Origin of the sequence: Danxiaibacter flavus (genome assembly GCF_041060425.1) — a bacterium.
Taxonomy (GTDB): domain Bacteria; phylum Bacteroidota; class Bacteroidia; order Chitinophagales; family Chitinophagaceae; genus Danxiaibacter; species Danxiaibacter flavus.
On the sequence record NZ_JAULBC010000010.1, the window covers coordinates 138,021 to 160,706 of the forward strand.

The following is a 22,686-nucleotide window of genomic DNA, read 5'->3' on the forward strand; positions in this document are numbered from 1 at the left end:
ACCACTAACGTATGAACGCCATTAACCGTAACCAGCTATTCGTTGCTAGTTGCCTAGCCTTGCTGGTAACATCTCTATCCTTCGGCATCAGGGCCGGATTATTAAGTACCTGGGGACAACAGTTTTCCTTAACACAAGAACAAATAGGTATTATAACAAGTACAGCCTTCTGGGGTTTCCCTTTGGCTATTGTTGTAGGAGGTATGGTTGTTGACGTAATTGGTATGAAAAGACTATTAGTAGCTGCCGGTGTATTTCACCTGCTGGGTATTATTCTTACAATTACCGCTTCGGGCTTCTGGTCTTTATTCATTTCAACATTGTTGATCGGTTTGGGTAACGGAACGGTTGAAGCAGCTTGTAATCCTTTGGTAGCAAGCCTGTATCCTGAAAACAAAACTACCAAGCTCAATCACTTTCACCTGTGGTTCCCCGGTGGTATTGTAATTGGTACGCTGATCGTAAAATTCTTCGGCGCAGAAAACCTTACCAACTGGCAGGTACTTGTAGGTTTAATGCTTATTCCAACGGTATTATACTTATACTTGTTCAGTAAACTTACATTCCCTGTAACTGAAAGGGTTTCCAGTGGTGTTTCTACTTCTGAAATGTATAAAGCTTTATTGAGTCCATTATTTATAGTAATGATCATTCTGATGTTGGGTACTGCTATTACAGAGTTGTTTACCGGACAATGGATTGATGTGTTGTTGAAAAATGTAACCGACAATGCTATCTTATTATTAACAATTGAAACTGGTGTAATGGTGCTTGGGCGTGCATTCGCAGAACCTATTGTGCACAGGTTTTCACCAGCTGGTGTATTGTTAATGTCTGCAATATTTGCTGCATTGGGGCTGTATCTTTTAGGTCATTCTACCGGCAATACTTTATTTGTAGGTGCATTGGTGTTCGGTATCGGCGTTTGTTATTTCTGGCCAACGATGCTCGGCTTTGTGTCTGAAAATCTGCCTAAAACCGGTGCCGTCGGTATGAACTTTATGGGTGGTGCAGGTATGTTCGCCGTATCTATTTATATGATCTTCATGGGAGGTTATTATGACAAATTAATTGCCGGCAAACTTCCTTCAGGTGCAAGCATGGCTGAATACAATAGCGCTTCTGCAACGCCGGAAATGGCCAAAACATTAAATGAAGCAAGAGCTGCAGCTGGCCCGGAGATCATTAATGTAACACTTATTATTCCAATTGTATTAATAGTTGCATTTACATTCCTGTTCTTTTACATGAGAGGCAGAAAGAAAACATCTTTGTCTGCCGCTGCCATAGCTAATGCAGAACAATCTATGCTATAAGATTTAGTGTTGCACCTATCGGACAAAAGAAAATAATTTTAATAAAATTTAAAGGCAAGGCTTTATTGCATAACATTAGTTGTTATCTTTAAAGCCTTGCTTAAGGTATAATATGACGACCTATAAAAAAAACAGGCGTACTGTTCTGAAAAATTTGCTTGCCGGCTCAGCCATCGTTTCAACGTCTGGCGCATTGAGTGCATTTACCACTTTAAATACAAATAACTTGGCACTGAAAGGAAATATTAATCATTCCGTTTGCAGATGGTGTTATGGTGATATTGCATTGGATGATCTGTGTAAAGCAGTAAAAGAAATTGGCTTTTCTGCGATTGACCTAGTTGGTCCCAAAGATTGGCCAACATTACAGAAATATGATATTTACAGCTCTATGTGTAATGGTGCTGAAATAAGCATTCCTGATGGGTTTAACCGTACGGAACATCATTCAACATTGATAAAAAATTATACCGATATAATTCCTTTGATGGTAAAGGCTGGTTACAAAGATGTGATTTGTTTCAGCGGCAACCGTAAAGGAATGGACGAAGAAACAGGTTTGAAAAATTGTGCAGAAGGTTTGAAAAAACTAATGCCGCTGGCTGAAAAAAATGGCATAACCATTCACATGGAATTGCTGAACAGCCGTGTGGATCATGGTGATTATATGTGCGATAAATCTGCATGGGGAATAGAATTGGTTAAACACGTAGGTAGTGAGAATTTCAAATTGTTGTACGACATCTACCATATGCAGATTGACGAAGGAGATGTAATCAGAACTATTAAAAATAACCACCAGTATTTTGGTCATTACCATACAGGTGGTGTGCCCGGAAGAAATGAAATAGATGAAAGCCAGGAATTGTTCTATCCCGCTATAATGAAAGCCATTGTTGCCACTGGCTTTAAAGGTTATGTTGCCCAGGAATTTATCCCCGCTGCAAAAGATAAACTGGCATCACTTAAGAAAGCGGTTGAATTGTGTGATGTATAAGCTGTTTGTAATTCAAGTTCATTTTAGTAAGAAGTTATATTTAAATCAAGACTGCGGCTAACTGCTTATTTTTTGAAGCAGTCTGTTTGAATGCTGGCTTTTTAAGTTGAATTAGTAATCATCCGGTCTTAACACACTTTCGCAACGGTTTTTATTTGCCCGAAAAACAGGATTTTAAAAATGAAATACCTGATCGGTATTTTAAGGATATTTATATAGCTGTAAGGTTGCTAAACGCTATCAGGCACCTTGAATCCGGTTGCGCCGGAAGCTATTTTTTATTTATAACTAGCTTGTAACAAAAAACACCACTTATGGCAGACAATGTTTTTGATGCTATTGTAATTGGCTCAGGTATCAGTGGCGGTTGGGCCGCTAAAGAGCTAACCGAAAAGGGCCTTAAAGTAATCATGCTGGAGCGTGGCCGTAACATTGAACACGTAAAAGACTATGTAAACGCCAACAAAGCTCCCTGGGAGTTTCCGCACAGAGGATCTAAAACACAGGAAATGATCAAGGACTATCCTGTGCTGAACAGGGATTACCCGCTTAATGAAACCAACCTTGATTACTGGGTTAATGAAAAAGAATCTCCTTATACTGAAGTAAAACGTTTCGACTGGTTCCGTGGTTATCATGTTGGTGGACGCTCCCTGATGTGGGGCCGCCAGAGCTACCGTTGGAGCGATCACGACTTTGAAGCAAACGCCAAAGATGGTATTGCAATTGACTGGCCTGTGCGTTATGCTGAAATTGCTCCGTGGTATGATTATGCGGAGAAATTCGCAGGCATCAGCGGTAACCGGGATGGGCTGGAAGTATTGCCTGACGGACAGTTTCTGCCAGCTATGGAAATGAACTGCGTTGAAAAAGATGTTGCTGCACGCCTGAAAGATTTTTACAAAGGACAGCGTCACGTTATAATGGGACGTACTGCAAACATCACACAGCCAAAACCAGAGCAAGGCAGAACAAACTGCCAGTATAGAAATAAATGCTGGTTAGGTTGTCCTTTTGGTGCTTATTTCAGCACACAATCCGCAACATTACCTGCGGCTATGAAGACAGGTAATTTAACGCTTCGCCCATGGAGTATTGTTACAAAAATCCTTTACGATAAAAACACCAAAAAGGCTACCGGTGTTGAAGTGCTGGATGCAGAAACCAACAAAACATACGAATACAAAGCCAAGATCATATTCCTGAATGCTTCTTCTTTAAACAGTGCGTGGATCCTAATGAACTCAGCAACTGATGTATGGCCTGACGGCTTAGGTAGCAGCAGCGGAGAATTGGGACACAACGTAATGGATCATCACCTGGGTGTTGGTGCATCTGGTCATGTAGAAGGTTATGAGGATAAATATTATTTCGGCCGCCGTGCTAATGGTATTTATATCCCACGTTACCGCAACTTTGGAAGTGATAAAAGAGATTATATCCGTGGTTTTGGATACCAGGGCGGCGCGAGCAGACAGGGCTATAACCGCTCATTGGAAGAATTGAGCATTGGTGCAGAGTATAAAGACGCGCTGAGCGAACCAGGAAGATGGACAATGAACATCGGCGGTTTCGGCGAAATCTTGCCTTACCACGAAAACAAGGTTACGCTGGATAAGAACAAGAAAGATAAATGGGGATTGAACGTACTTTCTTTTGACGCTGAGTGGAAAGAAAATGAGAAGAAAATGCGCGTTGACATGTTGAATGACGCTATTGAAATGTTAACCAGCGCGGGTGTTAAAGATGTAAAAGGCCGTGATGGCGATGGTACGATCGGTCGTGGTATTCACGAAATGGGTACTGCACGTATGGGTAAAGATCCTAAGACTTCTGTTGTAAATAAATATAACCAGATCTGGGATGCACCTAACGTGTTTGTAACTGATGGTTCTTTCATGACTTCAGCAAGCTGCGTGAATCCGTCATTAACTTATATGGCGTTCACTGCACGTGCTGCAGACTATGCAGTTAGTGAATTGAAAAAAGGAAATCTATAAAAGCTGTGAGCTGTCAGCTATCAGCTATGAGCTGTTGGCTGACAGCAATATTTATTATTTCTTAAGCACAGGAATTACTTAGAAGAAACACAGAACCAAAACTAACTGCAACTTTAAAATAAGGATTGCCGGAAATTAATCAGCCTATTTAAAATTAAAAGGCTCAAAGCTGAAAGCTAATAGCTGACAGCTGATAGCTCCCATGCCACAAGACTCAGTACATATCAATATTAATTCAGGAGGTGTTGAAAAAAACACTTTCGATGCAATTGTTATCGGTTCCGGTATCAGTGGCGGTTGGGCTGCAAAAGAGTTGTGTGATAAAGGATTAAAAACGCTTATAGTAGAGCGCGGTCGCGATGTAGTTCATTTAAAAGATTATCCCACAGCAACAAAAGCACCCTGGGATTTTCCGCATCGCGGAAGAGAGAAGTTAAGTGTGCTCGATGAAAATCCTGTTGTAAAAAAATGCTACGCTTTTTCAGAAGCTACAGAACACTTCTTTGTAAAAGATAAGGAACATCCTTACATACAGGAAAAGCCATTTGACTGGATCAGAGGTTACCAGGTAGGCGGTAAATCATTGTTATGGGCAAGGCAAACCCAACGCTGGAGCAGGTATGATTTTGAAGGTCCGGCGCGCGATGGCTTTGCTGTAGACTGGCCCATACGTTACCAGGATCTCGCACCATGGTACTCGCATGTTGAATCATTTGCAGGCATCAGCGGTAACAGGGATGGCGTGGATACATTACCGGATGGAGAGTTTTTACCGGCCTGGGAAATGAATTGTGTGGAGAAGGAGATCAGTAATAGAATAATGGCCCACTACAAAGATCGACATGTTGTACAGGGAAGGTGCGCTCATTTAACAAAGCCCAATCCCATACATCTGCAACAGGGCCGCAACCAATGCCAGGCAAGAAGCTTATGCGAAAGAGGATGTCCGTTTGGAGGCTATTTCAGTTCAAACTCATCCACTGTTCAATGGGCCCAAAAAACTGGCCGACTAACGCTTAAAACAAACGCAGTGGTGCACTCCGTTATCTACGATGATAAGAAAGGAAAAGCAACCGGCGTAAGAATAATTGATGCGGATACAAAAAAGGCAACAGAATATTTTGCCAACATCATTTTTGTAAATGCAGCCTGCTTAAACAGCAATCTTATTTTGCTTAATTCCGTTTCATCACGTTTTCCAAACGGGTTAGGTAATGATAATGGACTATTGGGAAAATATGTGGCCTTTCATAACTACAGAGGAAGTGTGAGTGCATCATACGATGGCCCCATGGACAAATACTATTACGGCAGAAGGCCAACACAGCCAATGATGCCGAATTTCAGGAACGTGACCAAACAGGAAACAGATTTTCTGCGCGGATACATGGTTTTCTTTGGTGCAGGCCGGGGAAGAGGTCGTGCAGCAGATGATGGAAGTGAGATAGGAGCATCATACAAAGAAGCGATCAGTGAGGTTGGTGACTGGGGCGTGCACGCGATTATGCAGGGAGAGACAATTCCCAAAGAGTCAAATCATGTCCGGTTAAGCTCCGACAAAAAAGACGCCTGGGGGATACCTCAATTGGTGGTTTCGGTTGACTATGATGACAATGATGAAAAGTCTTTCAAAGATTTTTTACAACAGGCAAGTGAAATGCTGGATAAAGCCGGATGTAAGAATATTAATCAAGGAGATAGTAAACAAGCACCAGGACTGGATATTCATGAGATGGGTGGCGTAAGAATGGGAAGAGACCCGAAGACATCATTGCTAAATGGATGGAACCAGTTTCACAATTGTAAAAATGTTTTTGTAACGGATGGAGCATGCATGACAAGTACCAGCACGCAAAACCCATCCCTTACATTTATGGCGCTTACAGCACGCGCAGCAAGTTATGCAGCGGAAGAGCTGAAGAAAGGAAATTTATAGCTGTGAGCTTTTAGCTTTCAGCTATCAGCCGGGCTTAGTTTTTTGGCAGATTGATTTTAGTCAGAAAGTGATCAAAATGAAACTTGTACTTTGGAACGCAGTATAAAATAATTATAAAAGGGCGAAATGCTCAGTATATCAGATTTGAGACAATTGTCGCGGGTAAAGATGCACAAATGCTGATAGCTGAAAGCTGATAGCTCACAGCCATATGCCGCAAGACACATCACATATAAACATTAATTCAGGAGGCGTTGACCAAAACACTTTCGATGCAATAGTTATAGGGTCAGGCATCAGTGGTGGCTGGGCCGCGAAAGAATTGTGCGAGCATGGATTAAAAACGCTTGTGCTGGAAAGGGGACGAAATGTTGAACATTTAAAAGACTACCCCACAGCAACAAAAGCCCCATGGGAGTTTAAGCATAGAGGCAGCATGACAAAGGAGTTTCTCGATGAGAATCCTTTGATCAGTAAAGCAGCAGGATTTGGTGACGATACGGCGCATTTTTTTATAAAGGATAAAGATCATCCTTATGTGCAGGAAAAGCCTTTCGACTGGATCCGTGGTTACCAGGTTGGTGGCAAATCGCTTACATGGGGAAGAGCCTGCCAGCGTTGGAGTAACTATGAGTTTATCAATCCTGCGCGTTATGGCTACGGAATTGAATGGCCGATAGGTTATAATGATGTTGCTTCCTGGTATTCACATGTGGAGCAATTCATTGGGGTTTGCGGAAACAAAGATGGTATTGATGCAATGCCTGACGGAGATTTTCTGCCGCCTTTTGAATTGAATTGTATTGAAGGTGATATCAGACAAAAAATAAAGAGTAATTATCCCGACAGGCACGTGGTTCATGCACGTTGGGCACATCTTACCCAACCAAATGAAATTCATCTGAAGCAGGGCCGTGGCAAATGCCAGGCGAGGAATATGTGTATGAGGGGTTGTCCGTTTGGTGGTTATTTTAGTTCTGTAAGTTGTACGTTGCCCTGGGCGAAGAGTACAGGAAATTTAACTGTAAGGCCATTTTCTGTTGTGCACTCGGTTATATACGATGAACAAAAAGGAAAGGCAACAGGTGTAAGAATAATTGATGCAAATACAAAAAAAGTAACGGAATATTTTGCGAAGATCATTTTTGTAAATGCATCGGCTTTGAACAGCAATCTGGTATTGTTAAATTCAACGTCAAAACGATTTCCGAACGGCTTAGGCAATGACAGCGGCGTGTTGGGAAAATATGTGTGTTTTCATAATTATAGAGGTTATGTTCATGGTGATGTAGATGGTTATGAGGACAAATATTATTTCGGAAGAAATCCAACAGAGCCCATTCTTGCTAACTACAGAAATCTCTACAAGCATGAAATGGATTATGTAGGAGGCTTTACAACTTTCATGGGGGCTTACCGCTCAAGAGGAAATGAAAATGCGGTGCCGGAAGGAATTGGAGCAGCTTATAAAGAAGCAATGAGTGAACCGGGCGGATGGCATGCTTACATGTATTTGCAAGGTGAAACCATTCCGAAAGAAAGTAATCATGTAAGATTGAGTACTGATAAAAAAGATCAATGGGGAATTCCTTTACTGGTGACATCTGTTGGTTATGATGATAATGATGAGAAGTTGCTGAAGGATTTTCTTGCACAAAGCACGGAAATGCTGGAAAAGGCAGGTGTAAAAAATATAGAATCACATGATAGCAAACAGGCGCCGGGATTGGACATTCATGAAATGGGCGGATGCAGAATGGGTAAAGATCCCAAAACATCGATGCTCAATGAGTGGAACCAGTTGCATCATTGTAAGAATGTTTTTGTAACAGACGGAGCGTGCATGACAAGTACAGGAAATCAAAGTCCGTCTATTCTGTACATGGCATTAACTGCAAGAGCGGCAAATCATGCAGTGGAGGAGTTGAGGAAGGGAAGTATCTAGCTTTCAGCTATCAGCAGTCAGCTTTCAGCTAGAACTGTCGCAGTTGAAAAGAATAACGCAAATAGAGGAAGTGAATAAAAGGATGAGTTTGAAATAATAAAAGCTTTCAGCTATCAGCAGCCAGCTTTCAGCTAGAACTGACGCAGTTGAAAAGTGTAGTGCAAATAGAGAAACCAATTAAAACGGATGAGTTCGAAATAAATTGACCTATTTAAAATTAAACAGAGCTGAAAGCTGATAGCTGACAGCTCATAGCTTAACATGGCCGGAGATACATTAAACGTAAACAACAAAGCAGTTCAGCAGAACACCTACGATGCGATCGTGGTTGGTTCTGGTATTAGTGGCGGATGGGCCGCAAATAAGCAGTTAGCTATTAGCAGTCAGCTTTCAGCTAGAACTGTCGCAGCTGAAAAGTATAGCGCAAATAAATGAACTGATTAAAACGGATCGGTTCGAAATAAATTAACCTATTTAAAATTAAACAAAGCTGAAAGCTGATAGCTGACAGCTCATAGCTTAATATGGCCGGAGATACATTAAACGTAAACAACAAAGCAGTTCAGCAGAACACCTACGATGCAATCGTGGTTGGTTCTGGTATTAGTGGCGGATGGGCCGCAAATAAGCGGTTAGCTATTAGCAGTCAGCTTTCAGCTAGAACTGTCGCAGTTGAAAAGTGTAGTGCAAATAGAGAAACCAATTAAAACGGATGAGTTCGAAATAAATTAACCTATTTAAAATTAAACAGAGCTGAAAGCTGATAGCTGACAGCTCATAGCTTAACATGGCCGGAGATACATTAAACGTAAACAACAAAGCAGTTCAGCAGAACACCTACGATGCGATCGTGGTTGGTTCTGGTATTAGTGGCGGATGGGCCGCAAAAGAACTGTGTGAAAAAGGGTTGAAGACACTTGTACTCGAAAGAGGAAGAGATGTAAGGCACATTACAGATTACACTGATACAACAAAAGATCCGTGGCAATTGAAGCACCACGGAAGCAATGATAATACTGATAAAGAAAACAGTCCAATTCAAAGTAAGTGCTATGCTTATAATGAAGTATCTGGACATTTCTTTGTGAATGACAAGGAGAATCCTTACAACCAGGTAAAGCCATTTGACTGGATTCGTGGTTACCATGTTGGCGGTCGCTCCTTAACCTGGGGAAGACAATGTTACCGCTGGAGTGATATTGACTTTGGAGCGAATGCAAAAGACGGTCACGGTGTGGATTGGCCCATTCGTTATAAGGATATCGCACCATGGTACGATTATGTAGAACCTTTTGTCGGAATAAGCGGGTCAATAGAACATCTGCCACAACTACCGGATGGTAAATTTCTTCCTCCAATGGAGATGAATTGCCTGGAGAAACACGTTGCAGAAAGGATCAACAAATCTTTTGCTGATGGCAGAAGAATGATCATTGGTCGCTCTGCCAATCATACCGTAAAAGTGGGTGACAGAGGTCCGTGTCAATATAGAAACAAATGCCACGAGGGATGTCCGTTCGGCGGTTATTTCAGCAGTAACTCAGCAACATTACCTGCAGCGGTAAAGACAGGTAATCTTACGCTTCGTCCGTTTTCAACAGTGCAGGAAGTGATCTATGATAAGGATACAAAAAAGGCGAAGGGTGTACGAATCATTGATACAGAAACAATGAAGTCCTATGAGTATTACGCAAAGATCATTTTCCTGAATGCGTCGACGCTAGGTACTACACATATTTTGCTTAATTCAACTTCGGAAGTATTTCCGAACGGATTAGGAAACAGCAGTGGCCAGGTTGGTCATAACCTGATGGATCATCATTACGGCGTAGGTGCTTATGGTGATTACGACGGATTTGAAGATCAATATTATTTTGGCCGCAGGGCAAACGGTATTTACATTCCTCGTTTCAGAAACATCAGCGATGCTACTAAACGCAGTGATTATGTAAGAGGATTTGGTTACCAGGGAGGCGGTGACCGCGACAGGGTCAGCTATGCGGATGGTGTAGGCGTTGAATTAAAGGAACAACTGACAGAGCCCGGAAAATGGAGCTTTGGCATCGGAAGCTGGGGTGAACATCTGCCTTATTATGAAAATAAAGTTACATTGAACCATGATAAGAAAGATAAATGGGGCTTGCCCACACTTGACATAGATTGTGAGTTTAAAGAGAATGAAAAAGCCATGCGAAAGGATATGATGAATAGTGCGGCTGAAATGCTGGAAAAAGCAGGATTGAAAAATATCGGCACTTACGACAGCGCACCTGCACCAGGATTCTGCATTCATGAAATGGGAACAGCTAGGATGGGTAAAGACCCTAAAACTTCTGTTTTGAACGGCAACAACCAGTTGCACGAAGTAAGCAATGTATTTATCACAGACGGTGCCTGCATGGCCTCCAGTGCCTGCCAAAACCCATCCGTCACTTATATGGCGTTGACAGCAAGAGCTTGCGATTTTGCAGTGAAGGAATTGAAGAAAGGAAATATTTAAGCTTAAAGCTCAAAGCCTAAAGCTTAGAACTTTGTGTATAATATAAAATATTAGATTGGACTTCAGATTGAGTGTTTCGTAACTGATACCTCACACCTGAAACCCGAATTTAATAAGCTCAGAGCCTAAAGCTTAGAGCTTAAAACCGGGGCGTAAAAAATAAGATAATAGTCAGCGCTCAGATTGAGTGTATCGCTACCTGATACCTTACGCCTGAAACCTGACACCTAACTAAAATTTATGGGCTGATAGCTCACAGCTGATAGCTGATAGCTGCACGCCGCTAACCAACATTATAAACTTCAACATTATGAACAGGAGAGACGCCTTATCACGTGTAGCGCTTTTATTGGGCGGTACTATTATTGGCGCTGAAGCCTTTTTAAGCGGATGTAAAAACACCGAAACAAAAGCCGGCGTACTTGATTTTTCTGCAAACAATATTGCTTTTTTGGATGAAGTGGGTGAAACCATTCTGCCTACAACAGCTTCTTCGCCGGGCGCCAAAGCTGCTAAGATTGGTGAGTTTATGAAGACAATTGTTACAGATTGTTATCCGGAAAAGGATCAGAAAGTTTTTGCAGATACAGTTAACAAAATAAACGACGCGGCAAAGAAAAAATACAATAAAGACTTTATGTCTTTGGCCGCCAACGAAAAGCACGACCTGCTGGTTGAGTTGGATAAGGAAGCAAAAGATTACAACAAGAATAAGAAAGAAGGTGATCCCAATCATTATTTCGCGATGGTAAAACAGTTAACGCTGTGGGGCTACTTCACTTCTGAAGTAGGTGCTACAAAGGCATTGCGTTATGTACCGGTTCCCGGTAAATACGAAGGCTGTATCCCTTACAAAAAAGGTGATAAGGCCTGGGCGCTGTAATTTTGCCACTAAGACGCAGAGGCGCAAAGAAGCACAAAGATTTTATAGGCCACAGAGGCACTGAAGCACTGAGATTTTTTCTGTGCTTCAGTGCTTCTGTGGCTATTTCTTTTGCATGATGATTTTTTTGACCACAGAGTTAAAGGAGTTTTTTTCACTGAGTTTCACAGTTGCTTAATCTCCTGTGCCCTCTGTGAAAAAAACTCTTTTAACTCTGTGGTTTGTATTTCTCTTTCTCATTTCGACTCCGGCGTCGTCATGATTTCTTCATTTCAATTTTCCCCGCCTGAATGAAGTTAGTCGGGCAGGAAATGTCAATTGTCAATTAATTCCCATCTCTTTGTGCCCCTTCGAGTCCTTGGTGTCTTCGTGTTTTCTTCCTTTTTGGGGTTTTCAAATTAAACTCCTACTTTTATTCCTCAAACCTATATGTAAAACGTTTTAACAGGCGTTTTATGCATGAGGAAGAATCACATTGTTTGTCACAGATTCTCCTCCTCTCACCTATCTGAAACATCACCAGAAATCTTAGTGCGATTGAACGAGCGTGAACGCATGCGTCGTCTATGCGGCTGCATGTCTGTTTGATGATATTTTTTTGATTAAGCAGTTTAATTAACCCTAATAAGAAAATTTAAAGTAAACGTTATGGCAAAAAAATCATCCCGTAGAAATTTCATTAGAAATACGGCTATGGCAGGCATGGGCTTAACCATCGTCCCGGGCCTGGTAATGGGCAAGAAGTTCGGTTATACAGCACCGAGTGATAAGTTGAACATTGCCGGCATAGGCATCGGAGGAATGGGCTTCGCGAATTTGAAGAATATGGAATCGGAGAACATTGTTGGCCTCTGCGATGTGGACTGGAAATACAGCGCCCGCGTATTTGATCATTTTCCCAATGCAAAGAAGTACAAAGATTACAGGAGAATGTACGATGAGTTGGGTAAGTCAATCGATGCAGTGGTTGTTGCCACTGCAGATCATGCGCATGCAATGATTGCTGCAGATGCAATTACGCTTGGTAAACATACTTATGTTCAAAAACCACTTACGCATTCTGTATACGAATCACGCCTGTTGAATAAGCTCGCTGCGAAATATAACGTCGCTACGTCCATGGGAAACCAGGGTTCATCCGGCGAAGGTGTGAGACAAATATGTGAGTACATCTGGAACGGCGGCATAGGAGTAGTAAAGAGAGTTGATTGTTTTACTGACAGACCTATCTGGCCGCAGGGATTATCGAGACCTGAAGGAAATGGTACTGTGCCAGCAGATCTGGATTGGGATCTGTTTATCGGACCAGCAGCGATGCGGCCTTATAATCCACTTTATACGCCATGGAACTGGCGCGGCTGGTGGGATTTTGGAACCGGCGCATTGGGTGATATGGCTTGTCATATTCTTCATCCTGTTTTTAAAGCATTGGAATTGGGGCATCCAACCAAAGTACAGGGAAGTTCTACGATGTTATTGACAGAATGTGCGCCGAATGCAGAAATGGTACGTTATGTATTTCCTCAGCGTAAGTCTTCTCACAAAGTAAAATTGCCGGAAGTTGAAGTATTCTGGTATGATGGTGGAATTAAACCCGTACGTCCTGAAGGAATGCCAACAGGAAAAGATCTGAATGACAATGGCGGTGCATGTATTTTTTATGGCAGCAAGGACACATTGATTTGCGGATGCTATGGCATGAATCCCTGGCTTATTTCGGGCAAATCGTTAGACGCGCCAAAAACATTGCGCCGTGTTACAACAAGTCATGAAATGGATTGGGTAAGAGCTTGTAAAGAAAGCGCGGCCAATCGCGTTCCGACTGCATCTCCGTTCAGCGAGGCGGGTCCGTTGAATGAAATGGTGGTTATGGGCGTATTGGCTGTTCGTTTGCAGGAGCTAAACCGCGAATTGTTATGGGATGGAGAAAACATGCAGTTTACCAATATCTCTGATGATGATAAAATTCAGATCATTATCAAGGATGGATTTAAAATTCATGATGGGCACCCCACTTTTGATAAATCAAAAACTGATCCCATCTCAGCCAAACAGTTTGCTCAGGAACTGATTAAACATACTTACCGTTCCGGATGGACACTACCCGAAATGCCTCGTTAGTTTTAACCTTACAAATAAGTAAAGCAATGAAAAAAATTATTAGATCGTTCGCATTATTTGCAACCGCCGGTACTTTGTTTGCTTCATGTGAAGGCGGATTTCTTTCTGGCGGAAAAAAAGATTCAACAGACGTAAAAAAAGATACTATGTCAAATACCTCATCAGTGCAATCTGATAGCGGCTGGATTACCCTGTTCGATGGAACCTCACTCAAGGGTTGGCGTGGTTATGGCCGGCAGGATGTTCCCAAAGCATGGTCAATTGACAATGGCGCCATTAAAATCAGCGGTTCCGGTGCCGGAGAAGCAGGCAGTAAAGATGGCGGTGACCTGATCTTCGATCGCAAATTCAAAAACTTTGAATTGACATTCGAATATAAGGTTGCGAAGGGCGGCAACAGTGGTGTATTTTACCTGGCGCAGGAAGTTCCCAATGAGCCCATCTGGAAGTCCTCTCCGGAATACCAGGTGCTGGACAATGACAACCATCCCGACGCAAAACTTGGAAAGAACGGCAACCGCAAATCTGCATCGTTATATGATTTGATCCCGGCCAATCCACAAAATGCAAAACCAGCAGGAGAATGGAACACCGGCGGAATTATGGTGTACAAAGGCACCGTGGTTCATAAACAGAATGATGCAAATGTGGTGGAATATCATTTGTGGACGCCCGATTGGGAAAAAATGATCGAAAACAGCAAATTCAAAGGCTGGCCCAATTTCATCAAAGCCGGCGGCGATGCACACGAGGGCTACATCGGATTACAGGACCATGGAGATGATATCTGGTTTAGAAATATTAAGATCAAAGTATTGGATTAGTTTGTGCATGTTTAAATAAGGCCGTTTCGCCGAGGCGGGGCGGCTTTTTTAGTCTGTAGGACGACCTATTTCAATTAATTCATTTTTTAACCGATCGAACGAGTTGGTTGGTTAATGTCCTACGGACAATGAAAAACATATCATCGGATTTTCTATTGAGCTTAATGCCCTACGGGCAGGGCTGTTCTAATTCAAGCAGATTTAGTTAGTTCAAGCGGATATGGGTTTCATCAATGTGATGAGAGAAAATAAATGTGCGAAAATCAAATTTTTAGTCTTTGCAATGAATGCACAGAGAGCTAATATCCCAGGGAATTTAGTCCGTAGGACTTCAAGCTCAATAGAAAAATCCAGCAACGGCAACTTTTGCCCGTAGGGCATTAACCTGCTTACCATGGTAAGGGCATGCATCACGACTTATTTTAAATAATTCATTTTTTAATTGATAGAACAAATTTGCTGGTTAATGTCCTACGGACAAAGGAAGACCATATGGGCTGGTTTTCTATTGAGCTTAATGCCCTACGGGCAAGGCTGTTCAAATTCAAGCAGTTTTAGTCAGTTCAAGCGGATATGGGTTTCATAAATGTGATGAGAGAAAATAAATGTGCGAAAATCAAATTGTTAGTCTTTGCAATGAATGCACAGAGAGCTTGTATCCCAGGGAATTTAGACCGAGGACTTCAAGCTCAATAGAAAAATCCGGCAACGGCAATTTATGCCCGTAGGGCATTAACCCTAAAAACTTTATATGGCAAACACCTACACTCAGATTTATGTTCATTTTGTATTTGCTGTTCAATGCAGGACGAATTGCATAGGCAATCATTGGAAGAAAGATTTATACCAGTATATCGCCGCAATAATCCAGCAACACAAACACATTTTATATGTGATAAATGGCATGCCTGATCATGTTCATATTTTGGTAAGTATGCATGCCTCGCAATCTCCATCTGAATTAATATATCACATAAAGCGCAGCTCTTCTTTATGGATTAACGAAAACAAACTTGTCCCTGGGAAATTTTCCTGGCAGGATGGGTTTGGCGCGTTTACTTACGGGAAGTCACAAATTCCGAATGTTATTTCTTATATCGAAAACCAGGAGGCGCATCATAAGAAACTCAATTTTAAACAGGAGTATATAGCGTTTTTGAAGGCTTTTGGAATAGATTATGACGAGCGTTATATATTTAAAATGGACGAGTAAATAGGTTAATGTCCTACGGACAACGGATCGTTTCGGTGTTTGGGTTCTATTGAGCTTAATGCCCTACGGGCAATGCTATTCAAATTCTAACAGTTGTAAATGATTCAAACGGTAATAAATTTTATTTAATCTGACAAAGGTAGATTTGACACTAAAAATTTCACAGGTCGGAATAAATATAGAAAAAGCCAGTATTGTTAGCGACTTAGTCCGTAGGACTTTAAGCTCAATAGAAACTTGCGACGGCCGCTCTCTCGTTGCCCATAGGCATTAACCTTTAAGACTAATTCATTTTTAAATCGACAAAGTGGGGTTGGCAGGTTAATGTCCTACGGACAACGAAAAGCCTTATCAACGGTCCTTCTATTGAGCTTAATGCCCTACGGGCAATGCTATTCAAATTCTAACAGTTGTAAATGATTCAAACGGTAATAAATTTTATTTAATCTGACAAAGGTAGATTTGACACTAAAAATTTCACAGGTCGGAATAAATATAGAAAAAGCCAGTATTGTTAGCGACTTAGTCCGTAGGACTTTAAGCTCAATAGAAACTTGCGAGGGCCGCTCTCTCGTTGCCCGTAGGGCATTAACCTTTAAGACTAATTCATTTTTAAATCGACAAAGAGAGGTGGCAGGTTAATGTTCTACGGAAATGGAAAGCCTTTTATTCCACATCAATTTTGTAGATGTTGTCACTTGTTTAGAATACGAAATTTACTGTGTGAGGTAATACTTACATTTTCTTATATGTCTTATATGGTTCGGTTTTATTAAACATCATTTTTCTTGAATGTTTTTTAAATTCAGGTCAGGTGTCTTCACCTTTTTGTTTCAAAACATCACCCAATCTCAATCACATAAAAAATGTACTTTTAACCTTTATAAAACACCAAACATTATTTTGCATTGTTTGCCACCGGCATGATTTGCCGTTGTTCATCAATAATCAGAGATCAAATAAAAAATAACCAACTATGTCATCATTTAACAGAAGGCAATTTTTGCAAGCTACCGGTTTGTTCGCGGCTGGTGCAGCACTATCAAAAAACGTATTGGCGGCATCGCCCAAAAAATTGAAAGATTTCGGTTTACAGCTGTATACATTGAGAGATGTATTGCCTAAAGATCCAAAAGGTATTTTAAAACAAGTTGCTGAATTTGGCTACACACAAGCTGAAGGTTATGAAGGTCCGCAGGGAATGTTCTGGGGAATGACTCCTTCAGACTTCAAAAAATATATGGATGATCTGAATTTGAAATTTGTTTCAAGCCATTGCGACATCAGCAAAGATTTTGAAAAGAAAGCAGCAGATGCAGCTTCAATAGGTATGAAATACCTGATCTGTCCTTACAAAGGCCCTCAGAAAGGCATTGATGATTTCAAACGCTTTGCAGATGAATTCAATGCAAAAGGCGAAATCTGTAAAAAGAATGGCATCCGCTTCGCTTATCACAACCACGGATATTCTTTCCAGACGTTAGACGGTCAAATTCCACAGGATGTTATGATGGATAACACAAACCCGGACACCGTTGATTTTGAAATGGACATGTACTGGGTAATTACAGGCGGCGCAGATATTAATGCCTACCTGAAAAAATACGGCAAACGCTGGAGACTCTGCCACGTAAAAGACAGGAAGAAAGGTGCTGATCCTAAAGATGCAGATGCATCATGCATATTAGGGCAGGGACAAATTGATTACCCAACTATTCTTACTGCTGCTAAAAAGTCTGGCGTTGAATATTTTATTGTTGAACAGGAACGCTATGACAACAGCACGTCTTTAGAAAGTGCTAAGGCTGATGCAGCTTATATGAAGAATCTAAGCATCTAAAAAATTATAGCAATAAAAAAGCTGCCTCGTTCTGTATGAGGCAGCTTTTTTTGTATGCGCTTACTCCCTTCACTACTGTCTCCAATATCTCTAAAATCGTAAACCGCCTAAAATACTTTCGGTATTGACAACAGGGTACGTACATCGTACATCGTATATCGTACATCATACATCATATTCGGTTTATCTTTGCGGTATGGATGAAACAAAAAAGCTCAGGGATTTTCTTAACAAAAAAGTGGAGGAATACGACAGGCCGCAGTTCATCAAGGATGATCCTATTTGCATCCCGCACATGTTTACGAAAAAGCAGGATATTGAGGTCGCAGGTTTTTTTGCATCCATTTTCGCCTGGGGAAATCGCACCATCATTATCAATAAGTCAAAAGAATTAATGAGGCTGATGGATAATGCGCCACACGATTTTATACTTCAGCATACGGAGTCGGATTTAAAGAAATTATTACATTTCAAACATCGCACTTTCAACACGACAGATCTTTTATATTTTGTCGAGTTTTTAGCGCATCATTACCAACAACATGAAAGCCTGGAATCTGCCTTCTTAATGTATGCGGACAAAATTGCACCTCAAAAAGGTGGCGGGATGGCGGAAGCAATGCTTATTTCATTTCATCATTATTTCTTTTCGCTTGAATTTGTGCCGCCCAGAACGCGAAAACATATTGCAACTCCGGAGAAGAACAGTAACTGTAAAAGGCTGAATATGTTTTTACGGTGGATGGTTCGACGTGACAATAATGGCGTGGATTTTGGTATCTGGGAGAATATAGATCCTTCAGTTTTGATTTGCCCGGTAGATCTGCATGTGGCGCGTGTGGCAAAAAGATTTAATTTATTACAGCAAAAACAAATCAACTGGCCCGCCGCAGTGGAATTAACACAATACCTGAGACAGCTTGATCCTTTGGATCCCGTAAAATATGATTTTGCTTTATTCGGATTGGGTGTGATTGAGAAGTATGTTTAATTACTGTAAAATTGAAAATGGAGAATTGAAAATGCACATAGTGTACACTTTACTTTTTCTATATTTAAACTTTATTGTATGAAAATTTCTGAAGCCATTGCACAACATATATTGGAGCTTTATTTTGGTAATAACTGGACTGATGTAAACGTTCGGGAAACTTTGCAGGATGTAACATTGAAAGAGGCAATTACGAAGACAAAAGCATCGCCTAATACCATAGCTTCCCTTGTGCATCATATAACATTTTATAACAAGATCATATTGGATCGGCTGCATGGAAAAAATCCTTCAATCGACGAAATAAACGGGTATAATCTTCCTCCATTGGAAAATGACGCAGCATGGGAACTGTTGAAAGAAAATAATCTTGAAAGCGCGCAGGAACTGGCCGATGCAGTAAGACTAATTGCAGACGATACACTGCAGGAACCTATCGTTGAAGATAATTCATCAAAATATAAAAGTCTGCACGGCGTAACAGAACATGGCTATTATCATCTTGGCCAGATTGTTATTCTAAAGAAATTGATCCGCTCAGGCAACTAAACAGCCAATTTCGATAAAAGATAACCAGGATTATTGCTTCACAGAATTCGTATGAAACAGGAAGAAATAGAAATCCAGCATATTATTGTTGAGAAAGTTGCTGACAAGCAGTTATTGCCACAGTCAAGCTTTCAGCAATTTGTTGAATCGCTCGCGCAATATATCCATCAGCTGATCAATCATGATTTTAGCCGGTTGGTGCAATTGCTGTACAGGATGGATATCAGCGAGAAAAAATTGAAGCAAACATTGGCTACTTCACAAACGGACGCCGGCTTGCTGATCGCCAATATGATGATTGAGCGTGAGCTGCAAAAAATACAAAGCAGAAAGCAATTCAAAAATCATTCAGATATACCAGACGATGAAAAATGGTGACGGCCAAACAAGTTAATTAATTCATCTATTTTTTTGAACTCGTAACCTCGCTCTTTCGCCCAGTTGATCAATTCTTCGAGATGGTTATAAAATTTGTCTGTTCTTTTTGCGTCGGTGCCGGCATGCAATAAAAGAATAAAGCCATTCATTCCGTTATCTGCTTCATATCTTTTTATAGAATACAATATTGTTTCACTACTTCTGTAGTTTGGCAATTGTGGCCAGGTGTAGTCAGCATTGCTAAAAGTTCCGGGAGAAAAGTTAAATAGTTGAATGTTCCGTTGTTTGCTCCAGTCAGCAATTGCCTGGTTATACCACTCATATGGTGGAATGAATAAATGAACCTTACTGGTATCAATGCCGGCCGCATGCATGGCAATGTAATTGCGATCAAGATCTGCATTGAAAGCCTTTTTTGTGATAAGCAGGCTATCGCGCTTTTTCCAATCGCAGTATAAGGGATGCATATCGGAATGCGGACCAAGATAATCGCCTCGTTTCAGTAATTGGTTTATATGTGGCTGAAACTGTTTGTTACGATAAAATCTTCCTGTAAAGAAAAACGAGGCTTTAATATTTTGTTTGTCCAGCGCTTTAATAATCGCCGGCAAACCTTCGCCCGTTTCATCTGCAGTAAATACAAGTGAAATAACTTTCTTGTCAGTTTTTACTCTTGTTATCGCGCCGGCATCTTTGATGAATTTACTGTGTGCTTCAGCTTCCTTCGCCGCTAAAAGGTAGATAAGCGAAGCTGTTCCATCCATCGTAGGTTCATTTGTACTGAAGTCGCCAAAGTCATCATGGTAAACAGCAAGACTACTTTGGAAATCCTTATATTCATCTTCGTGTCCGAGATGAATACCCAGCAAGCTGTTGAAGATATTTGTATATACCGGTCCATCAACCAGGCCTCCATTGATGGGATATTGATAAAGATGCGTGAAAGATGAATGAGGATCAACCGGTGTATCTCCCCATGAAGGCAATCCGTATACCATACTTGTTCCCCACGGATTACATCCAAATAACCAATCAAAGTTTGCCTGCTCCAGTTCGGTATATGTGTTATCTCCGGAGAGCATGCGGTACCAAACACACTGAATGGCAAATGATGTAGTAAGGTTATTGCTGCACCAGATAAAGGGAATGCCGCGATAGAATGCATTGTGTTGTGCCTTGTTCCATACCCGGTCGATGCCATTCCCGTAGAAGTTAATGATCGTATCTTTCTTTGCGCCGGTTAATTGTTTGGCCAACTCATAATGGCCTACATTAATAAACGGATACCATTGGTAATGTTTAGCAGTATCTTTTCCAAGCCAGGGCGTAACTGGTTCTTTAAGCGCCATATTATATGCATCGTCAAGCGTTGCATTTTTATTTGTTTTTGCCAACGCGGCTGCAGCAAGTTCCATATCATCCGTCCAATTATCTTCTTCATAAAAATAAGGAGCACTGCCAGGTGCTGTCTGACAGGCGCCGGGCTTTTGAATACCCAGCTGGTAAGCTGTAATGGCTTTGCCGGACAGCAACGAAGCATATTGTTGATTGATGGAGCCAAACAGTTCACTGCCTAACACGAAGGCACTCGCAAACTTGCCTGCTGTAGACGCAACACCCGTTGCCCTGTTCTTATATTTTAAGAGACCCTGGGGTTGACCTGTACAGAAATAAACAGGTCGCTCAAAGCCCCTTCCATAAAAATTGGTATCCAATCCTGGTAGCCGCATGCCTTTGTGGTCGCGGTCGTCTCCCAACTGGTTGAAGAGCCAGTCATCTTTCGGATGCATTTTTAACAACCAGTCCAATCCCCATTTAGCTTCATCCATTACATCTGCAATTCCATTTTTGCCATCGCGTCCGTTCGCCTGCTTCTGATCAGCAAATACAGAAGGAAAATCGCGATAGGCTGCGAGCAGATGATAGGTAGCATTGGCTGATGTTGTTGCGTATTGCAAATAATCTGTAGCATCGTGCCACCCGCCAACTACGTCAATGTGGGTTCCGTCCGGTACCGGTGCATAAACGGTAAAGCCATCATATGTATGACAACTGTCTTTCAAAAACGGATTAAAGCCGCTACGCTGCTGGCGCATGTATTGCAAGCAAAAATCTGCTGCACCGTTGTATACATCATCGCCTATTTTAAATTGAGGTGAAACTGCATTGCCTGCTTTTATAACATATGTTCCCGGCTTGTTGAATGTACTGAAACGTAACCGGTACGTTTGAACAAATGGGCCATAAGCGCCAAATGGGTCACCGGCTGTACCTGCAAATACTTTCTTTTGTGAAGTTGCATCCACCACATAAAACGAATCTATCTGATCCGCTTCTTTACTGCACCACACAGCCGTCTTACTACCAAATATTGTATAGCCAAGCTGATTAATGCGTATAACGGAGCTTGCCTTGTTGATTTTTGCCTGAACAGAGCAGCAAACGATACAACAAAGTATTATGTAAAAGACCTTATGCATGAGATGATGCTTGAGATTTTATTGTTTGATGGCTTTTTTTACTTCTTCGTCCATGGGGGACACTGCAGGCTCGAAATAGTGTGTTAGTATGCCTTCTTCATTTACCAGGTATTTAGAAAAATTCCATGATGGGTCCTTATCGTTCCATCCATTTTTGTCTTTGTTTGTTAGCCATTCAAAAATTTCATTCTGCCCGGCACCTTTTAAAACACTGGACTTTTTCATGATCGGAAAAGTAATACCATAGTTCATTTTGCAGAAACGCTCAATCTCTTCGTCCGTTCCTTTCTCCTGTTCTTTAAAATCATTGGTAGGGAAGGCGATTATCTCCAGTATATTATTAAACTGTCTGTTTAATTGTTCCAGTTCTGCATATTGCGCGGTATAACCGCAATCACTTGCCGTGTTGACTAATAAAACTTTGCGACCTTTTAGTTGGTCAAATGCAAATGACCTTCCGTTATTGGCCAGTGTTTGCAGCGAGTGAAATGAAATAACCGGAATTTGCCGGCCCGTGTTCTCCAGGATACGTCTGCGGGATGCCGAAAGCCGCATAAGCAGGGGATAAAACAGTCGCAATAGCTTTTGTTTAAAGGTCATCTTTCCAGGATTTTTGAATTTAGTGTATATACTTAAAGTTAATTATCATTCGGTTATCAATGCATTTGTTTCGGTGACATTTATTTGTGAGAACATTCCTACATCAGGGTACA

The 22,686-nt window shown here is 41.3% G+C and carries 18 protein-coding genes; 16 read left to right on the plus strand and 2 right to left on the minus strand.

All coding sequences use genetic code 11. The features are described from left to right. Positions 1–11 precede the first annotated feature (11 nt). The 16 genes from QTN47_RS24990 to QTN47_RS25065 all read left to right on the plus strand — a co-directional run bounded on the left by QTN47_RS24990 (position 12) and on the right by QTN47_RS25065 (position 19,493). Positions 12–1,316, plus strand: coding sequence for an MFS transporter (locus tag QTN47_RS24990; RefSeq protein ID WP_369332179.1), 1,305 nt, complete (start codon positions 12–14; stop codon positions 1,314–1,316). Positions 1,317–1,428: 112 nt separating this feature from the next. After that, entirely contained in the window at positions 1,429–2,313 is an 885-nt protein-coding gene (locus QTN47_RS24995; RefSeq protein ID WP_369332180.1) for a hydroxypyruvate isomerase family protein, read from the plus strand. 314 nt (positions 2,314–2,627) lie between these two features. Continuing rightward, a complete protein-coding gene (locus QTN47_RS25000) occupies positions 2,628–4,313 on the plus strand; it encodes a GMC oxidoreductase (protein ID WP_369332181.1) in 1,686 nt (561 codons plus the stop codon). Positions 4,314–4,515: 202 nt separating this feature from the next. Then, on the plus strand, positions 4,516–6,249 hold the full coding sequence (locus tag QTN47_RS25005; protein WP_369332182.1) for a GMC oxidoreductase: 1,734 nt from the start codon (positions 4,516–4,518) through the stop codon (positions 6,247–6,249). A gap of 211 nt (positions 6,250–6,460) precedes the next feature. Beyond that, on the plus strand, positions 6,461–8,194 hold the full coding sequence (locus tag QTN47_RS25010; protein WP_369332183.1) for a GMC oxidoreductase: 1,734 nt from the start codon (positions 6,461–6,463) through the stop codon (positions 8,192–8,194). 261 nt (positions 8,195–8,455) lie between these two features. Then, positions 8,456–8,629: a hypothetical protein gene (locus tag QTN47_RS25015; RefSeq protein ID WP_369332184.1), complete on the plus strand. Its 174-nt coding sequence runs from the start codon at positions 8,456–8,458 to the stop codon at positions 8,627–8,629. An 89-nt stretch (positions 8,630–8,718) separates the two neighbouring features. Next, positions 8,719–8,901 carry a hypothetical protein gene (locus tag QTN47_RS25020; RefSeq protein ID WP_369332185.1) on the plus strand — a complete coding sequence of 61 codons (183 nt, stop codon included), beginning with the start codon at positions 8,719–8,721 and terminating at the stop codon, positions 8,899–8,901. Between the two features lie 80 nt (positions 8,902–8,981). Further along, the gene (locus QTN47_RS25025; RefSeq protein WP_369332186.1) at positions 8,982–10,694 is read left to right on the plus strand and encodes a GMC oxidoreductase; all 1,713 of its coding nucleotides are present in this window, start codon (positions 8,982–8,984) and stop codon (positions 10,692–10,694) included. A 310-nt stretch (positions 10,695–11,004) separates the two neighbouring features. After that, entirely contained in the window at positions 11,005–11,577 is a 573-nt protein-coding gene (locus QTN47_RS25030) for a gluconate 2-dehydrogenase subunit 3 family protein (RefSeq protein WP_369332187.1), read from the plus strand. Positions 11,578–12,225: 648 nt separating this feature from the next. After that, complete coding sequence (locus QTN47_RS25035) at positions 12,226–13,698, plus strand: glycoside 3-dehydrogenase (protein WP_369332188.1); 1,473 nt, start codon at positions 12,226–12,228, stop codon at positions 13,696–13,698. A gap of 26 nt (positions 13,699–13,724) precedes the next feature. Next, positions 13,725–14,522, plus strand: coding sequence for a 3-keto-disaccharide hydrolase (locus tag QTN47_RS25040; RefSeq protein ID WP_369332189.1), 798 nt, complete (start codon positions 13,725–13,727; stop codon positions 14,520–14,522). 751 nt (positions 14,523–15,273) lie between these two features. After that, positions 15,274–15,735, plus strand: coding sequence for an IS200/IS605 family transposase (gene tnpA, locus QTN47_RS25045; RefSeq protein WP_369332190.1), 462 nt, complete (start codon positions 15,274–15,276; stop codon positions 15,733–15,735). A gap of 976 nt (positions 15,736–16,711) precedes the next feature. Next, positions 16,712–17,575: a sugar phosphate isomerase/epimerase family protein gene (locus QTN47_RS25050; protein ID WP_369332191.1), complete on the plus strand. Its 864-nt coding sequence runs from the start codon at positions 16,712–16,714 to the stop codon at positions 17,573–17,575. Positions 17,576–17,771: 196 nt separating this feature from the next. Continuing rightward, positions 17,772–18,566, plus strand: a complete 795-nt coding sequence (locus QTN47_RS25055) for a TIGR02757 family protein (protein ID WP_369332192.1) — start codon at positions 17,772–17,774, stop codon at positions 18,564–18,566. 78 nt (positions 18,567–18,644) lie between these two features. Continuing rightward, complete coding sequence (locus tag QTN47_RS25060; protein ID WP_369332193.1) at positions 18,645–19,115, plus strand: DinB family protein; 471 nt, start codon at positions 18,645–18,647, stop codon at positions 19,113–19,115. Between the two features lie 51 nt (positions 19,116–19,166). Then, positions 19,167–19,493, plus strand: coding sequence for a hypothetical protein (locus QTN47_RS25065; protein WP_369332194.1), 327 nt, complete (start codon positions 19,167–19,169; stop codon positions 19,491–19,493). Here QTN47_RS25065 and QTN47_RS25070 read toward each other — a convergent pair. Together QTN47_RS25070 and QTN47_RS25075 are read right to left on the minus strand one after the other, a co-directional pair. Then, a complete protein-coding gene (locus QTN47_RS25070) occupies positions 19,460–21,973 on the minus strand; it encodes a bifunctional glycoside hydrolase family 9 protein/polysaccharide deacetylase (RefSeq protein WP_369332195.1) in 2,514 nt (837 codons plus the stop codon). The two genes, QTN47_RS25065 and QTN47_RS25070, sit on opposite strands and share 34 nt — an antisense overlap. An 18-nt stretch (positions 21,974–21,991) precedes the next feature. Then, a complete protein-coding gene (locus QTN47_RS25075) occupies positions 21,992–22,573 on the minus strand; it encodes a glutathione peroxidase (protein ID WP_369332196.1) in 582 nt (193 codons plus the stop codon). Positions 22,574–22,686: the final 113 nt, after the last annotated feature.

What these genes read in the sequence shown, in the direction of transcription:
- QTN47_RS25065 (WP_369332194.1), top strand. Translation starts at nt 19,167, where the DNA reads ATGAAACAGGAAGAAATAGAAATCCAGCATATTATTGTTGAGAAAGTT.
- QTN47_RS25055 (WP_369332192.1), top strand. Translation starts at nt 17,772, where the DNA reads ATGGATGAAACAAAAAAGCTCAGGGATTTTCTTAACAAAAAAGTGGAG.
- QTN47_RS25035 (WP_369332188.1), top strand. Translation starts at nt 12,226, where the DNA reads ATGGCAAAAAAATCATCCCGTAGAAATTTCATTAGAAATACGGCTATG.
- QTN47_RS25075 (WP_369332196.1), bottom strand. Translation starts at nt 22,573, where the DNA reads ATGACCTTTAAACAAAAGCTATTGCGACTGTTTTATCCCCTGCTTATG.
- QTN47_RS25060 (WP_369332193.1), top strand. Translation starts at nt 18,645, where the DNA reads ATGAAAATTTCTGAAGCCATTGCACAACATATATTGGAGCTTTATTTT.
- QTN47_RS25025 (WP_369332186.1), top strand. Translation starts at nt 8,982, where the DNA reads ATGGCCGGAGATACATTAAACGTAAACAACAAAGCAGTTCAGCAGAAC.
- QTN47_RS24995 (WP_369332180.1), top strand. Translation starts at nt 1,429, where the DNA reads ATGACGACCTATAAAAAAAACAGGCGTACTGTTCTGAAAAATTTGCTT.
- QTN47_RS24990 (WP_369332179.1), top strand. Translation starts at nt 12, where the DNA reads ATGAACGCCATTAACCGTAACCAGCTATTCGTTGCTAGTTGCCTAGCC.
- QTN47_RS25040 (WP_369332189.1), top strand. Translation starts at nt 13,725, where the DNA reads ATGAAAAAAATTATTAGATCGTTCGCATTATTTGCAACCGCCGGTACT.
- QTN47_RS25005 (WP_369332182.1), top strand. Translation starts at nt 4,516, where the DNA reads ATGCCACAAGACTCAGTACATATCAATATTAATTCAGGAGGTGTTGAA.
- QTN47_RS25010 (WP_369332183.1), top strand. Translation starts at nt 6,461, where the DNA reads ATGCCGCAAGACACATCACATATAAACATTAATTCAGGAGGCGTTGAC.
- tnpA (WP_369332190.1), top strand. Translation starts at nt 15,274, where the DNA reads ATGGCAAACACCTACACTCAGATTTATGTTCATTTTGTATTTGCTGTT.
- QTN47_RS25030 (WP_369332187.1), top strand. Translation starts at nt 11,005, where the DNA reads ATGAACAGGAGAGACGCCTTATCACGTGTAGCGCTTTTATTGGGCGGT.
- QTN47_RS25050 (WP_369332191.1), top strand. Translation starts at nt 16,712, where the DNA reads ATGTCATCATTTAACAGAAGGCAATTTTTGCAAGCTACCGGTTTGTTC.
- QTN47_RS25000 (WP_369332181.1), top strand. Translation starts at nt 2,628, where the DNA reads ATGGCAGACAATGTTTTTGATGCTATTGTAATTGGCTCAGGTATCAGT.
- QTN47_RS25020 (WP_369332185.1), top strand. Translation starts at nt 8,719, where the DNA reads ATGGCCGGAGATACATTAAACGTAAACAACAAAGCAGTTCAGCAGAAC.
- QTN47_RS25015 (WP_369332184.1), top strand. Translation starts at nt 8,456, where the DNA reads ATGGCCGGAGATACATTAAACGTAAACAACAAAGCAGTTCAGCAGAAC.
- QTN47_RS25070 (WP_369332195.1), bottom strand. Translation starts at nt 21,973, where the DNA reads ATGCATAAGGTCTTTTACATAATACTTTGTTGTATCGTTTGCTGCTCT.